Consider the following 14515-nt stretch of genomic DNA (forward strand, 5'->3'; position numbering starts at 1 on the left):
GCTGGCGGTTCCTCAGACTCGGGCCGGGGCGGCGTCGGCGGACCAGTTCTGCACGTAGCGGAACAGTCCGGCCGGGGAGGCCAGCGCCGGGTCGGCGAGGGCGTCGGGGTCGACCTCGATGCCGAACTCCTCCTCGACGGCCATCACCAGGGCGATGGTGTGCAGCGAGTCGACGCCCAGGTCCACGAGCGGGGTCTCGGAGTCGGTGACCTGCACGGCGCAGATCCGCTCGACGAGCTGGTCAAACTGCGACTGGTTCATGGCTGCCCCTCGGGGATGCGGTGACGGTCTGGTGGGTTCGGTGGAGCTCGGACGCTTCGGCGGCGGCGGTGGCGGCGGCCGTCTCCGCGGCGGCGGCGGCCTCGACCAGGCGCTTGGCGGCGGCCCGGTCCGGCTTGCCGTTGGCGGTCAGCGGGACGCTGTCCAGCGCGACGACCCGGTCGGGCATCCGGCTGGGGTCGAGCCGGCCGTGCAGCGCGGCCCGGACCTGCTCGGGCGGGAGGGCGCCGTGCACGGCGAGCACCAGCGGGCCGCTCTCCTGCTCGGGGCGCAGCGCGACGGCGGCGGTGACGCCGGGGAGGCGCTCGGCGGCGTCCTCGATCTCGGTGAGGGCGATCCGCATGCCGCGGCGCTTGATCACGTCGTCGTCGCGGCCGACGAAGTAGAGCCGGCCGTCCTCGTCGAGCCAGCCGCGGTCGCCGGTGTGGAGCTCCAGCGAGCCGTCCGGGCGGCGGACGAAACGGTTCTGCTCCTCCAGCGGGATCCGCCAGTAGCCGGCCATCACGGTCGGGCCCCAGACCACGATCTCGCCGGTCTCGCGGGGGCCGAGCCCGCCGCCGTCGGCGGCCACGATGCGGACCCGGTCGCCGGGGATCGGCGGGCCGACCGAGTCGGGGTGCTCGGCGTACTCGTCCGGGTCGAGGATGGAGATCCGCTTGCACTCGGTCATGCCGTACATCGAGGCGAACTCGGAGCCGGGGAAGACCTCCAGCAGCTCCGCCATCACGGCCCGGCCGGGGCGGGCGCCGGTGTTGGTGAACAGCCGCACCCGGGTGGGGCGGTGGAGCTTGGACTGGAGCAGGGTGAGCATCTGCGCCAGCGAGGGCACCAGCGGGACGACGGTGACGCCGGTGCGTTCGATCAGCCGGAGCAGTCCGACGTCCTCGCTGCGGCGGGCCAGCACCAGGGTGCCGCCGACCAGGGCGGACAGCAGGGCCTGGTAGAGGCCGTAGTCGAAGGAGAGCGGCAGCCGGCACAGCACCACGTCGTCCTGCCGGTAGCCGAGGCAGGCGTTGACGGCGTCCAGCGCGGCGAGCATCTGGCGGTGCGGGCAGACCACGCCCTTGGGGCGGCCGGTGGTGCCGGAGGTGTAGATCAGCATCGCGACCGCGTCCTCGTCGACGTCGGCGCGGTGGCCGTCCTCGGCGGTGGCGAGCACCTGCTGCCAGGCCTGCCCGACCTCGACGGTGCGGGCGGCGCGGCGGCCGGCCTCGGGGCGGCAGACGGCCAGCGCGGCCTCGGAGTCGGCGACGATGTGGTCGATCTGCTGGTCGGTCAGCTCCGGGTGGACCGGGACGAAGATCGCCCCGATCCGCAGGGTGGCCCAGAACAGGGCGAGGAACGCGCGGTCGTTGCCGCCGGCGTACACCACCCGGTCTCCGGCGGCGAGGCCCCGGCCGCGCAGCCAGCCGACCGCGCGGTCCACGTCCCCGCCCAGCTGCCGGTAGCTGACGGTGCCGTCGGCGTCGATCACGGCGGGGTGGTCGGCCCGCTCCAGGAGCGGGTAGGCGAGCAGGTCAGACACCGGCATGGACGGCCACTCCCTCGCTGAGCTCGGCGGCGGCGAGCCGCTGGCGGGCCCGGACGACGTCCCGGGCGGTGTTCACGGACAGCACGTCCAGTTCGGGGCGGTGGCGCTTGAGCAGGTTGGCGAGCGTCTTGGCGGGCGGCAGCGACAGCGTCGCCTCCGGGGCCAGTTCGCCGAGGCGGTCCAGGCACAGGTCCCAGCGGACCGGGCTGACCACCTGCCGCACCAGGCGGGCGCGGATATCCGCCGGGTCCTCGACGACCGCGCCGTCCGCGTTGGACAGCAGCAGCTGGGTGGGCGGACCGAACGGCACCTGCTCGGCGGCGGCCGCGAAGGTCTGCCGGGCGGACTCCATGAACGGGGTGTGGAAGGCGCCGGCCACGCTGAGCGGCTTGACGGTGGCCCCGGCGGGCGGGGCGACGGCCAGCCGCATCAGGTCCGCTTCGAGACCGGCGGCGACGATCTGGCCGGGGCCGTTGAAGGTCGCCGCCGTCAGGCCCAACTCGGCCATGCGGTCGAGGACTTCGCGCTGCTCGCCGCCGACCACGGCGGCCATCGAGGTGGGCGCCTCGGCGCACGCCTCGGCCATCGCCCGGCCGCGGACCGCGGCCAGCCGCACCGCGTCGGCGGGCTCCAGCACTCCGGCGTACACGGCGGCGGTGAGTTCGCCGACCGAGTGGCCGGCCGCCACCGCCCCGCCCGGTCGGACGGCGTCGGCCAGCTCGTGGTGGGCGAGCAGTCCGGCGGCGACCAGCAGCGGCTGGGTGTGCTCGGTGCGGGCGATCTCGGCGGCCGGGGCCTTGGTGCCGAGGTGCACCAGGTCGAGGTCGGCGGCCTGGGACCAGGCCCGCACCCGCTCGGCGGTGGCCGGGTCGCGCAGCCAGGCGGCGAGCATGCCGGGGGTCTGGGAGCCCTGGCCGGGCGCTATGAATGCGAACATCAGTTCGAACCTCCTTTCGGATGGGACCTGCGCCCGGCGCGGGAACGCCCGGCGGGGGGCCGCGTGCTTACGGGCGGCCGGTGGACTTGCGGAAGCGGCGGATCGCCAGGAACGAGAAGCCGGCGAACCAGGCCAGCAGGTTGAAAACCGCGCCGGCCACGCTGGAGTGCTCCCCGTGGAAGGAGAAGCCGTCGTTCAGCGGGTACCGGGCCAGCGTCGCCACCCCGTACATCGGGGTGTAGCGGGAGACCTCCAGCATCACGCCGCTGAGCGGGATGAACAGGTTGCCCAGGAAGGCCAGCGCGGTCATCGTCAGGCCCGGCATGTGCATCACCACGTCGGGCTTCATCGCCAGGCCCATGCCGATGCCGAGCGCGGCGAACACGGCGGCGCCGATCCAGGCCACCAGCAGCGAGACCACCCACACGTTCGCGTCGGCGTGAGCGCCCGTCAGCGCACCCAGCGCTCCCACGATGGCGACCGGCACGCCGGCCATCAGCACCGAGCAGAGCACCTTGACCAGCAGATAGCCGGGCGGGGTGAGCGGGCTCATCGCGATGGTCCGCATCCAGCCCACGGACTTCTCCACCGAGATGGTGGCGGCCGAGCTGACGGCCGCGGTGGCCGCGCCGTACACCGCCTGGCCGATCATCATCCAGGCGGCGAAGTTGCCGTGCGGCAGGTCGGCCCCGCCGGACGGGGCGGTGCGGAACAGCGCCAGGTACAGCACCGCGGGCAGCAGCACCGTGAAGATCGTGGTCTGCCGGTTGAAGCGGCGGCGCAGCTCGTGGCGGACGAAGGTCGGGTTCACCCCGTTGAAGACCGAGGTGCGGGCGGCGGCGGGCGCCGTGGCGGCGGCCATCAGACGTTCTCCTTCTGGGCGTTGGCGACGCTCTCGGCGCGGCCGGCGTTCTCGGTGATGGCCATGAAGGCCTCCTCCAGGCTGCGCGGCGCCACCTCGATGTCCCGCGCCTGCGTCTCGCCGACCAGCACCCGCAGCAGCGCGTCCGAGTCGGTGCAGGTGAAGTAGGTGCGCTCGCCCCGCACGGTGCTGGAGCGGACCCCCGGCGTCCGGGAGACCACGCCCGCCTCGTACGGGCTGAGCACCGCGGAGACGGTGCGGCCGCTGGTCGCGGCGCGGATCGAGGAGGCCGAGCCGTCGGCCACCACCGCGCCCTTGTTGATCATGACCACCCGGTCGGCGAACTGGTCCGCCTCCTCCATGTAGTGGGTGGCGAACATGACCGTCATGCCGCGCGCCGCGTCCTCCCGGACGGCCGCCCAGAAGTCCCGCCGCGCCACCACGTCCATGCCGGCGGTCGGCTCGTCCAGCACCAGGAAGTCCGGCTTCGACAGCAGCGCCAGCGCGAAACGCAGCCGCTGCTGCTCACCGCCCGAGCAGGCCGCGACCCGGCGGGCCCGCAGCTCGGTGATGTTCGCCCGCGCCATGCACCGCTCCGGGTCCGAGCCCGGGTGCAGCGAGGCCAGCATGTGCACGGTCGCCTCGACCGTCAGGTCCGGCAGCAGGCCACCGGACTGCAGCACCGCCGCCACCCGCCCGGCCCGCACCGCCTGCTCGGGGCTCACCCCGAACAGCCGCACCTCGCCCTCATCCGGCCGGGTCAGCCCCAGCAGCATGTCGATCGACGTGGTCTTGCCCGCGCCGTTCGGCCCGAGGAACGCCACCACCTCGCCCCGCCGAATCCGCAGATCCAGCCCGTTGACGGCCGTGAACACCTCGCCCTTGGCGTTGGTGAACCGCTTGACCACACTGGAGAGTTCAGCCGCCAAGGGGGACGCCGTCCCCCTCGACGCCGTACGGTTCTGGTAATCGATCATCATCCGAGTCCTCACGATTCGGCGGAGGTTCGCCTCTTGTGAGCACTACTTTCCAGCCACCCCCTATCGCCCCGAACCGACCCGGCTATCGGCCCCCTATCCCGCCCCGCCAAGACCGGAAGGCGGCCCCGCGAAGCCGCGGAACCGCCTTCTTCTACCGGTGCTGCAATACGGCGCGCCACAGCCGCCGGGGTCCGGCCTCAGGACGGCAGTTGGTCCGGCGCGTCGACGATCGCGACCTGGCGGACCGCGCTGCTGTAGACGACCTTGCCCTCGTCGGCCGAGCCGGGCCTGCCGAGGATGCGTTCGCCGAGGAAGGCGTGGGTGGTCCGGTCCAGGACGAGCTGGACGGTTCCCGTGCGGGGGTCGAGCATGGACACCGCCTCGCCGCGGCGGCCGAGCGCGTCAGTCGCGTCCGCGCTGTAGGAGATGTTCGGCAGCTTGGCCGCGGCCCGGAACAGCGCGGCCTGCTGGGGGGCGGGGCAGGCGCTGTCCATGATCGTGCGGATCAGGTACCAGACCGCCACCTCGCGGCTCACCTGGCCGGTGGCCTGCTCCTGCTGCACCGACGGGTCCGCCTCGATGCGCCGCAGCAGCTCGTCGGGATCGGTCGGCAGGGCGGCCAGCGCGCTGTAGGGGGCCAGCATCAGGCTGGGGCCGGCTTCGTTGGGGGGGACGGTGAGGGAGGGGTTCCCCTCGCCCCACTGGGTCAGGCCCTGCTGCGATCCGTCGACGGAGTGCCACGTCCGGCCGGTGGTCGCCGGCGAGCCGTCGACGGTGTGCAGGACGTCCAGGTAGACGAACTGGTCCGGCCGCGGCCGCGGGGCGTCGGCGAGCGCGTCGGCCGCGAGGTTCAGCGCCGAGACCGCCCGGGCGCTGGACTCGGTCGCGCCGGGGCCGGCGATCTGGGTTCCGACCACGCCGGCGGTGAGCGCCGTCGTGAGCGCCGCGGCGACCAGCAGCCGGCGGGTGGTGAGGCGTCGGCCCCCTCGTGCGGTGGGCTGCCCGGCGATGGCGTCGGCGAGTCGCCGGCGGCCCCGGAGGCGGGCGTGGGTGGTCATGGGTGCGGTGTCGGCTCGGAACTCGGTGAGCCGGATGATCTCGTCCACGGGGAATCCTCCGTCAGTACGTGGGGTGGTCGAGTGCGGTGTGCAGCCGCCGGCGGGCGCGGTTGAGCCGGGAGCGGACTGTGCCGTCCGGGATCCGCAGCGCCTCGGCGATCTCGTGGTAGGTCAGCTCCGCCCAGGCGAACAGCAGCAGGACGTCGCGCTCCTTCGCCGTCAGCCGGGCCAGCACCCCGGCGATCTCCCGGGCCTGGGCGCCGGCCGTCACCCTGGCGGCCACCGCGTCGGCGTGGTCGTCGGCGGCGGCCAGCGGATCGACGCCGCTGCGGGCCAGCGCCCGGTAGCCGGAGCGCTCGGTGCGCTGGTGGCGGTGCAGCAGGTTGGTGGCGATCCCGTACAGCCAGGGGCGGGCGTCCGAGCGGCCCCGGTCGTAGCGGCCGCGGATCCGGAACGCCGACAGGAAAGTCTCGGAGGTGAGGTCGTCGGCGACGACGGCGCCGACCCGGCGGGCCAGGTAGCGGTGCACCGCGGCGGCGTGGCGGTCGTAGATCTCGCCGAACCGGTCGGGCGCGGCCAGCGACGCCCCGATGACCTCGGCGTCGTCGTCCAGCCCGTCCCGGGCCGGCGCGTCCCTGCCGAGCAGCGCGGTCACCGGCCCGCCCGGCGGCCCGGCGGTGTCTGGTCGGTCCTGCACATCGGTTCTCCTTCGCGGTGGCGTGCCGTTGTGCTTCCTCCCTCTATTGCCACCTCGCACCGAACCGGTTCGCCGGATCCGCCGACGAATTCCCGGGACACACCACCGGGCCGCCACCTCCGCGCAGCCTCGTGCCCTCGACGGCAGGATGGCGCGCATGAGCGGTAGCAAGAAGTGTTCGGCCGGCCTGCCCGAGGACCTGGCGGAGACCGTACGCAGCCAGGTCGGCCCGGGCGGCTTCTCCGCCTACGCGGCCGAGGCGTTGGAGCAGCGGAGGGCGATGGACGGGCTCCGCGAGATCGTCACCGCCTTCGAAGCGGACAACGATCCCCTCACCTCCGCGGAGATCGACGCCGCCCGCGCCGTCCTGCGCCACGACCGATCGTCCGCAGTCTGCGCGGCCTGCCCGGCCCCGGTGGGGTGCGGTTGCCACCGGGGTCGGGACTGAGTGGGCGTCAGGGGGCGGAGACCGGGATGTCCGGGCTGAGGTCGAACGCCCTGATCGGGGTCATGCCGTGGCCGTTGAGTTTGACGGTGTTCTCGTGGCTGACCTGGACGCAGGTGTTGTCGTTGTCGGCGGTGGTGGATTCCGCGCCCTTGAGCGCGGCGGCCGGGTCGGCGGGGGCGGCCGGTCCGGTGGCGGGGTAGCTGGCGCCCTGCTTCCAGTCGGTGCCGATCAGCAGCTCGATCGAGCTGCCGCTGCCGGCCTCGACGGCGCCCGCGGGCAGTCCGAGCGCGGCGGCCACCTGCTGGGCGTCGCCCTCCTTGCCGGCCGGGTAGCGGACGGTGGTGTGCTCGGCCGGGGTGTTCTTGCCGGTGGTGGTCTCGCGGGAGAAGCCGGCCCCCTTGAGCACCTCGACCAGCTCGGTGGCCCGCCGCTCGGTGCCGCTGCCGTTCTTCACGACGACGGCGATCCTGTTGCGGGCCGTGCCGTTGGCGGGCGGCGAGGCGGGCTGCTCGGACGGCGGGACGGGCGGCGGCGAGGACGGCGCGCTGCTCGCCCCGGACGGGTCGGCGCTGAGCGACTGGTCGTTCTTGATCGTCGTGAACAGCTTCTTCGCGTCGGGCCCGGGCACCAGCCGGTTCTCGTCCCGGGGGTCGGTCTCGGTCTGCATGGTGGTGAAGGTGACCCGGGACGGCGGCACCTTGTTCAGGTCGTCGGCCAGGCCGACCAGCTTGGTGATCCCGTCCAGGCCGGGGTCGACGGTGAGCGCCTTGGTGGCGGCGTCGGCCAGCGACAGCACCTTGCCGGGGTCGGTGAGCGTCCCGGCGCTCTTCAGCTCGCGGATCATCGACCCGAGGAACGCGTGCTGGGCGCTCGCCCGCCCGAGGTCGCCGCCGTCGCCGAACCCGTGCCGGGTGCGCACGAACTGGAGCGCGGCCATGCCCTTGAGGGTGTGCTTGCCCTGGCTCAACTTGAGGTGCGAGTAAGGGTCGTAGACGTTGTCGCTGACGCACACCGGGACGCCGCCGACCGCGTCCGACATCTTGATCACGCCGACGAAGTCCACCTTGACGAAGTGGTCGATCGGGATGTCGGTGAGCTTGTGCACGGCGGCCACGGTGCAGCCGGGGCCGTACGCCAGGGTGGAGTTGATCTGGCCGCGGCCGCCCTTGGACTTGTTCTTGTTCTCGTCGATGCACTGCGGCAGGTCGGTCATCAGGTCGCGCGGGATGCTCATCACGGTGGCGTTGGAGCGGTCCGCCGAGACGTGCAGCAGCAGTTGGACGTCGGCGTTGGCGCCGGGGCCGCAGTCGCCGCCGATCGCGCAGTCCTCCGGGTTGTCGCGCGAGTCCGAGCCGATCACCAGCACGTTGATCGGGGTGCGCCCGAACTCGTCCGGCACCTCGTGCCCGGCGTCGCCCCCGTCGGCCCCCGCGTACAGCGGCGCGGACTTGATGTTGCCGTTGTAGCGCATGTACAGGTACCCGCCGGTGCCGACGGTCACCACCACCAGGCCCGCCACGCTCCAGGCGACGATCTTCAACGCCCGTCGGCGGCGGCTGCGCTCCTTCTTCGCCGCCCGCCGGCTCCCGGCCCGCCCGCCGTCGCCCCCGGACCGTTGCCGGGGCACCTTGCCGTGGTCCCCGCCCGCTGCCGGCTCGACGGCCCCGGCCTGCCCGCGTATCACATCGCACCCCCGTCGCCCGGCCCTTCCGAGCTTTTCTCCCCCTAATAGATGCACAGAGACCCTCAGATGTTGCACGCGGGGTGCGAACAGCCCACCGGGACGCCCGCCTCCCCGGGCCCCGGTCCGCGTCAGCCGGAATTCGGCGTTGCATTTGTGCACAGAACCTCCATCGCGGACCCACACGGCCCGCAATGGATCGGATGAATAGTGGACATACTCGAATCGCGTCAATATCTATTGACGCGTCCATGGCTCGACCCTAGGATCGCCGATTAGTTTCGGGGAGAACGGGCCACCATGCACTGGGGGATCATGCGGAATTTCCGGTGACGCGGAGCTGCCCTCCAGTAGAATCGGAGGGACGTATGCGCAAGTTGCTCAAGTGCAGCGAGAACCCGCAGGTCGGAAGCTTCCGAGCGCGCTACGAAATCGACCGCCGAGAGCGACCCGAAGATCAGTACGTGTATGACTGTCCGGGCTTTGTCGTGCACGAGCAGCTGCGCCGGACGGCCGCCCCCTACGCTCGACTGGTGGCGGATTTCCCGGTTCGCTGGGTTTATGCCGCGGATGTCGGCGAGGCATTGTCGGGGGGCGGCAAGATCGCCGTCGTTCCGGCCTTGAACGATCTCCAGATCGATCAATTGCGGGAGCTGGTCGAGGCCCATCCGCTGGTGACCCACCTCGGCGTGGTCGCGGACCTGGTCGGCCAGGGGACGCAGCGCGCGATCCAGGCCGGCGCGGCCTCGGTGCTGAACGTCCTGATCCCTCCGCAGGAGTACCGGGCGGTGCTGCGGGCGCTGGCCGCCCAGCTCGCCCGGCCCGTCGCCGACCGGGTGCTGACCCTGGCCGGCTGTTCCACCCCGGCGGCTGCGGCGGGGCCGATCGCCGCGCCGCCGCCGCCCGCGGCCGCCGACGAGGAGGACGCGGAGCTGTTCCGGCTGCTCTGCGGGCCGCTGCCGATCTCCCGGATCGCCGACGAGCTGTTCTGCTCCGAGCGTTCGACCTACCGAAGAGCGCGCAGGCTGTACTCGGCGTACGGCGTGTCCGGCCGTCACGAGCTGCGCGCGGTCTCCGCCCGCCGGCGGTCGCCCGACCCGCTCGCGTCCTGACGACGCAGCCCCTGGCGGCGGGCCCGCCCGGAGGCCCGCCGCCGGCTGCCTACTTCAGACCGCACAGCCGCAGCGCCTGGCTGCGGACGGCGCCGAGGCTGACGTCCTCGTCGTGCACCGGCCCGATGTCGCCGAAGCCGTCGCTCTTCGCCTGGTCGTTGAGCGCGTACTCCTTGCCGTCGGGCGCGACGAACAGCGCGTCCTTGCCGTCCCGGCACTCCAGGGCGCCCTTGTCGACCTTGAACGGCCACAGGTGGACGAAGTTCTCCTCGGCGACGTCCTGCCGGGTGGCGGTGGGCGCCGGCAGCGGGACGGGGGTCTTCCCGGCCTTGGGGTCGCCGCCCACCGCCCCGCATCCGGTCAGCACGGCGAGCGACAGCAGGACGGCGGCCACCGCGCCGCGGCGGGTGATCGCGCTCATCGGGACACCCCCTGGGCGGAGCGCCCGCGGCGCATCAGCGCGACGTAGCCGTCCTCAAGGGTCGGCTCGACCGGCACCGAGCCGGCCGGCGGGATCTCGGTGACCACCCGGTAGACCGTTCCGCCGGGCGAGGCCTGGGCGTTGACCACCGCGAGGTCCCCGACCGGCGGCGGTCCGGCCGTCGTCACGGTGTAGGTGTAGCCGTTCGCGGCCGCCACCACGCCCTCGGTCGCACCGTGGTACACCAGGCGTCCCTTGGTCAGCACCGCCACCTCCGGGCAGGTCTGCGCGACGTCGTCCAGGATGTGGGTGGAGAGGATCACCGTGCGGTCGCCGCCGAGTCCGGCCAGCAGCGCCCGGAAGCGCATCCGCTCCTCGGGGTCGAGGCCCGCAGTGGGCTCGTCCACGATGATCAGGCCGGGGTCGCCGAGCAGCGCCTGGGCGATCCCGAGGCGGCGCTTCATGCCGCCCGAGTAACCGCCGACCCGCCGGCCGGCGGCCTCGGTGAGGGCCACCCGCTCCAGCAGTTCGGCGATCTGCGCGCGCCGCGCCGACTTGCTGTCGATGCCCTTCAACAGGGCGATGTAGTCGAGGAATTCGCGGGCCGTCAGGTCCGGGTACATGTCGAGTTCCTGCGGCAGGTAGCCGAGCGACCGCTTGACGGCGGTGCGTCCGGCGGCGGTGGAGAGGTCGTGGCCGCCGACCGTGACCTTGCCGGAGGTGGCCTGCACGGTGCCGGTGAGGATCCGCATCAGCGTGGTCTTGCCGGCGCCGTTGGCGCCGAGCAGGCCGACCATCCCGCCGTGCAGCTGGAGGTCCAGGTGGTCCAGGGCGCGGAACGAGCCCTTGAACTCCTTGGTCAGGCCTTGGACGGAGATTTCCATGGACAGGTGGCTCCTGGGTGAGGACGGTCGGGGGGAGGCGTGGGCGGTCATCGGCGGATCCGCTGGGTGGCGCGGGCGATCGCGAACAGCACGGCGGTGAGCAGCAGCACGGCCGCCAGGTTGGCGACCGCCCACCCGGCGCTCGGGTGCGGGCTGAGCCCGCGCGGGTGGCCCCGGCCGGCCCAGATCCGGGTGGCGCCCATCCAGCCGTTCGCCACGTAGTCGCCGAGCGGCGAGAACAGGGTGCCGGTCGGCGAGGGGGTGGGGACGACGCTGCTGCTGAAGGCCGTCAGCCAGAACCAGAGCAGCGCCGACAGCACCCGGGCCACCGGCAGCGGCACCCACAGCGCGGCGGAGGAGGAGAACGTCGACAGCAGCAGCGCACCCGGGACGATCACCGTCAGGAACGCCACCACCGCCCAGCCCAGCGCGGCGGGCGAGCGGTCGGCGACCGCGAACCAGCCGCCGGCCACGACCATCAGCAGCGCGACCGGCGCGAGCGCGGCGGCCAGCGAGCCGAGCAGGGTGCCGGCCATCCGCCCGGTGGTGCTCGCCGGCGTGGACTCCAGCAGTTCGGTCAGGCCCAGGCCGCGGATCCGCACGAAGCGGTCGGCCAGCGCCACGCCCAGGCCCACCGTGGTGACCAGGTTGAGCACCACCGCCCAGCCGGCCACCTTGGCGGTGGCCGAGTCCTCGGCGCCGATCCGCGGCGAGGTGATCAGCACCAGCGTCGCGATCCCCAGCAGCGGCAGGACGGCGAACCACAGCACCTTGGCCCGGGTCGCCATCCGGAACTCGTAGCGGGCGGTGACGGCCAGCGCGCTGCCGAACGTCCCGCCCCGGGGGGCGCGGCGGCTGCGGGCGGTGTCGGAGACGGTGGGCGTGGTCACTGCGCACCCCCGGGAGCGGTGCGGGCGAGCTGGCGCTCGCTGTCGGCGAGCCGTCGCGTCCCGGCGAACGCCAGCACGGCGCCGAACAGCACCAGCAGGATCTTGTTCTCCAGCCAGGCGGTGACGTACGTGTCGAACAGCATCACCTGGAACAGCCAGGCGGCGATCACCACCGTGGAGGCGGCGGCCGTGGAGCGCAGCACGGCCTGCGCGAACAGCGCCGCGCCGATCAGGAAGAACGCCGGGCCCAGCGGCACCAGCAGCGCGACCGGCCCCTTGGCCGGGTTGATCCACTGCCCGGACAGCGCCAGGACGGTGATCACCGCCGCCGCCGACAGCGTCACCAGGGCGGTGACCACGGTGACCCGGCGGCGCACCACCGCCGGGTACTGGGTGGGGAGCGTCAGCAGGACCTCGATCAGCCGGTCCCGGGCCGAGGCGGTGGCCGCGGCGAGTCCGGCGGCCACCGGGAAGACGTTCACCAGCACCCGGACCACGCCGATCCCGGTGCTCCTGGCGTCGGCGTGGTCGCCGCCGCCGACCGCGACGGACAGCGCCACGACCCCGAGAGCGGCCGCCAGCGGCAGGCCCAGCGCCGCCGGCCCGCAGCGGCGGGCCTCGTGCATCCAGATCTTTCGTTCCGTCATGCCCAGTACGTAGCGGGCGGCGACGGATCGGTTCACGGTTCGCCGGAGAGTTTTTCCGGCGAACCGTCGCGGAGGGCTCAGCCCTCGCGCACCGCCCGGCCCGGCACCGCGACCAGCCGGACCGCGCACCCGACCAGCAGCAGCCCGCCGACGACCGTCAACGGCCCGGTGGTCCACAGCTCGACCAGCACCCGGCCGACCCCGACCGGGTGCCGGCCGGTGTGCGGCAGGGTGACGAAGGTACCGCCCAGCCAGAGCCCGCCGCCGGCGGTGAGGCCGAGCCAGGGCGCCTTCCAGACCGCCACCACCATGGCCAGCCCGGCGGACAGCAGCGCCGGGCCCAGCCAGCCGGCGATCACCTGCCCGATCGACGGCCCGCCGAGCAGGCCGGACGCCACGGACACGCCCAGGCCGCCGACCAGGTCGGCGGCCAGCACCAGGGTCACCCGGGCCAGGAACACCGACACCGGAGGCACCGGCAGCGCCTGCAGCAGTTCCTTGCGGGGGTCGCGGCGGCCGGAGACCACGCCCAGCGAGCCGAGCAGCACCACCAGGCTGATCGCGGCGGCGCCGAGCCGGTCCGCGTACCCGGGCGGGCTGAGCAGCGCCACGGCGGCGGCGAGCAGCAGGCCCGCGAAGGTGATCGGGCCCAGCGAGCGTGGCAGCATGCCGGCCTGGCGCAGCGTCACCTGGCGGGCGATCCGCCAGGACCGGCCGCGGCTCCAGGGCGACGCGTCCGCGGGGCGGCGGGGCGGGTCGGCGGGTGCGCCGGTCGCGGCCGACTCGGCCACTTCCGTTGCTGCTGCGGGGAGTTGACCCCCGAGCAGCGCGTCGAAGGACGGCGCGCGGGCCGGGAGCAGCCCGCCGCCCAGCAGCGCGTCGAAGGACGGCGGGGCGGCGGTCTCCCGGGTCAGCAGCCGGTCGGCGTCGGCCGCGGCCCCGGCGAGCCGCGCCCAGGAGTCGGCCCGGTCCTGGCAGGGCGCGCAGGCGGCCAGGTGGAGCCGGGCGGCCGGGTCGGTGCCGGACACCCGGACGAACTGCTCCTCGGTCAGGTGGTCGGTCCGGTTCACGGCCGCACCCGCTCGTCCGCCAGCGCGCGGGCCAGTGCCGCTCGTGCATGCGCCATTCTGCTCTTCACCGTTCCCACCGGAATGTCGAGGGCCGCCGCCACGTCTCGGTACGGTAGTTCGTCCACCAGGGCGAGGATCACCACCTCCCGGTGGTGTTCGGGGAGGGCCGCGATGGCCGCTGCGATCCGCTCGCGGGAGGCGCGGGCGAGGGCCTGTTCGGCCACGTCCACGCCGGGGTCGGCCACTTCGCGGGCCTCGTCGATCTCCACCGTCACCGCCTCCACCCGTCGCAGCCGGTTGTGCGCCTGGCGGCGGGCCACGCCGAGCAGCCAGCCGACCGCCGAGGAGTCGCCGCGGAAGCTGCCTGCCGACTGCCAGACGGCCAGCCAGGCCTCCTGGAGGATCTCCTCGGCGCTGGACCGGGTCGGCGCCAGCCGTCCGAGCAGGCGGAACATCGCCGCGGCGTGCCGTTCGTACAGCTGCCGCAGCGCTCCTTCGTCACCGCGGGCGACCTCGGCCAACAGCATCTCGTCGGATAACACCATGAGGTACGTAGCAGCCTTTCACCGTGCGGTTCACCACCGTCCGGAACGCGTTCGCCGCCCGCCGCCGGCCGTGGCCCGGGCCGGACCGGCAGGGGGTACCGGCCCGTACTGCCGGAGCTGCCAGATCGGCGGCAGTCCCTTGTGCGGATCTCCTCGCGCCCCGTTCCATCGAACCACCGGCAGGGCGGCGATTCCCCGAAACCCGCCGGATTCGCCGCAAGCCGGTAACTGTCCGATCAGTCCGCGTATTTGACGACGAGGAGGAATCATGGGCATCCAGGCCATGGACCAGGACATCAAGGACTTCTTCGAGCTCGACGCCCAGATCGAGGTCGAGACCGAGATCGCCACTCCGAACATCACCAGCCTGTCCCTCTGCACCCCGGGCTGCACCAGCCCGGGCGGCGGCAGCAACTGCTCGTACTGCTGCTGACGGACCGGCACATCCGGCGTGCGGCGGGGTCTGCCCCGCC

Annotated in this window: 17 protein-coding genes; 3 read left to right on the forward strand and 14 right to left on the reverse strand. The window is 73.5% G+C overall.

Going from position 1 to position 14515, the window contains the following annotated elements:
- Nucleotides 1–12 precede the first annotated feature (12 nt).
- The 7 genes from ACWEMJ_RS26015 to ACWEMJ_RS26045 all read right to left on the reverse strand — a co-directional run bounded on the left by ACWEMJ_RS26015 (nucleotide 13) and on the right by ACWEMJ_RS26045 (nucleotide 6293).
- The gene (locus ACWEMJ_RS26015; RefSeq protein ID WP_452139544.1) at nucleotides 13–261 is read right to left on the reverse strand and encodes an acyl carrier protein; all 249 of its coding nucleotides are present in this window, start codon (nucleotides 259–261) and stop codon (nucleotides 13–15) included.
- Entirely contained in the window at nucleotides 242–1810 is a 1569-nt protein-coding gene (locus ACWEMJ_RS26020) for a class I adenylate-forming enzyme family protein (protein WP_452139545.1), read from the reverse strand. Before ACWEMJ_RS26020 ends, ACWEMJ_RS26015 begins: the two co-directional genes overlap by 20 nt.
- Nucleotides 1797–2747 (reverse strand): ACP S-malonyltransferase, encoded by a 951-nt coding sequence (locus ACWEMJ_RS26025; protein ID WP_452139546.1) that lies wholly within the window; start codon nucleotides 2745–2747, stop codon nucleotides 1797–1799. Before ACWEMJ_RS26025 ends, ACWEMJ_RS26020 begins: the two co-directional genes overlap by 14 nt.
- Before the next feature lie 67 nt (nucleotides 2748–2814).
- Nucleotides 2815–3609, reverse strand: a complete 795-nt coding sequence (locus tag ACWEMJ_RS26030) for an ABC transporter permease (RefSeq protein ID WP_452139547.1) — start codon at nucleotides 3607–3609, stop codon at nucleotides 2815–2817.
- Entirely contained in the window at nucleotides 3609–4538 is a 930-nt protein-coding gene (locus ACWEMJ_RS26035; protein WP_452139548.1) for an ABC transporter ATP-binding protein, read from the reverse strand. Before ACWEMJ_RS26035 ends, ACWEMJ_RS26030 begins: the two co-directional genes overlap by 1 nt.
- 248 nt (nucleotides 4539–4786) lie before the next feature.
- Nucleotides 4787–5695: a CU044_5270 family protein gene (locus tag ACWEMJ_RS26040; RefSeq protein WP_452139549.1), complete on the reverse strand. Its 909-nt coding sequence runs from the start codon at nucleotides 5693–5695 to the stop codon at nucleotides 4787–4789.
- Between the two features lie 13 nt (nucleotides 5696–5708).
- Complete coding sequence (locus ACWEMJ_RS26045) at nucleotides 5709–6293, reverse strand: RNA polymerase sigma factor (protein WP_452139561.1); 585 nt, start codon at nucleotides 6291–6293, stop codon at nucleotides 5709–5711.
- Between the two features lie 208 nt (nucleotides 6294–6501).
- Here ACWEMJ_RS26045 and ACWEMJ_RS26050 point away from each other — a divergent pair, with 208 nt between their 5' ends.
- Entirely contained in the window at nucleotides 6502–6792 is a 291-nt protein-coding gene (locus ACWEMJ_RS26050; protein ID WP_452139550.1) for a hypothetical protein, read from the forward strand.
- A gap of 7 nt (nucleotides 6793–6799) precedes the next feature.
- On the opposite strand, the gene ACWEMJ_RS26055 is transcribed toward ACWEMJ_RS26050, so the two are convergent.
- On the reverse strand, nucleotides 6800–8419 hold the full coding sequence (locus ACWEMJ_RS26055; RefSeq protein WP_452139551.1) for an LCP family protein: 1620 nt from the start codon (nucleotides 8417–8419) through the stop codon (nucleotides 6800–6802).
- A gap of 422 nt (nucleotides 8420–8841) precedes the next feature.
- On the opposite strand from ACWEMJ_RS26055, the gene ACWEMJ_RS26060 reads away from it, so the two are divergent.
- The gene (locus ACWEMJ_RS26060; RefSeq protein ID WP_452139552.1) at nucleotides 8842–9585 is read left to right on the forward strand and encodes a hypothetical protein; all 744 of its coding nucleotides are present in this window, start codon (nucleotides 8842–8844) and stop codon (nucleotides 9583–9585) included.
- A gap of 49 nt (nucleotides 9586–9634) precedes the next feature.
- Here the strand turns inward: ACWEMJ_RS26060 and ACWEMJ_RS26065 are convergent, their stop codons facing one another.
- The 6 genes from ACWEMJ_RS26065 to ACWEMJ_RS26090 are packed head-to-tail and all read right to left on the reverse strand — an operon-like array spanning nucleotide 9635 to nucleotide 14042.
- Entirely contained in the window at nucleotides 9635–10006 is a 372-nt protein-coding gene (locus tag ACWEMJ_RS26065) for a DUF2511 domain-containing protein (protein ID WP_452139553.1), read from the reverse strand.
- Nucleotides 10003–10890, reverse strand: coding sequence for an ABC transporter ATP-binding protein (locus ACWEMJ_RS26070; RefSeq protein WP_452139554.1), 888 nt, complete (start codon nucleotides 10888–10890; stop codon nucleotides 10003–10005). Before ACWEMJ_RS26070 ends, ACWEMJ_RS26065 begins: the two co-directional genes overlap by 4 nt.
- Before the next feature lie 47 nt (nucleotides 10891–10937).
- Nucleotides 10938–11780 carry a hypothetical protein gene (locus tag ACWEMJ_RS26075; RefSeq protein ID WP_452139555.1) on the reverse strand — a complete coding sequence of 281 codons (843 nt, stop codon included), beginning with the start codon at nucleotides 11778–11780 and terminating at the stop codon, nucleotides 10938–10940.
- A complete protein-coding gene (locus tag ACWEMJ_RS26080) occupies nucleotides 11777–12463 on the reverse strand; it encodes a hypothetical protein (protein WP_452139556.1) in 687 nt (228 codons plus the stop codon). The genes ACWEMJ_RS26075 and ACWEMJ_RS26080 overlap by 4 nt, the downstream gene beginning before the upstream one ends.
- 41 nt (nucleotides 12464–12504) lie before the next feature.
- Nucleotides 12505–13497, reverse strand: coding sequence for a hypothetical protein (locus ACWEMJ_RS26085; RefSeq protein WP_452139557.1), 993 nt, complete (start codon nucleotides 13495–13497; stop codon nucleotides 12505–12507).
- On the reverse strand, nucleotides 13494–14042 hold the full coding sequence (locus tag ACWEMJ_RS26090) for an RNA polymerase sigma factor (protein ID WP_452139558.1): 549 nt from the start codon (nucleotides 14040–14042) through the stop codon (nucleotides 13494–13496). The genes ACWEMJ_RS26085 and ACWEMJ_RS26090 overlap by 4 nt, the downstream gene beginning before the upstream one ends.
- A gap of 268 nt (nucleotides 14043–14310) precedes the next feature.
- On the opposite strand from ACWEMJ_RS26090, the gene ACWEMJ_RS26095 reads away from it, so the two are divergent.
- Complete coding sequence (locus ACWEMJ_RS26095; protein WP_452139559.1) at nucleotides 14311–14475, forward strand: gallidermin/nisin family lantibiotic; 165 nt, start codon at nucleotides 14311–14313, stop codon at nucleotides 14473–14475.
- Nucleotides 14476–14515: the final 40 nt, after the last annotated feature.

This window comes from Kitasatospora sp. NPDC004531 (assembly GCF_053602195.1).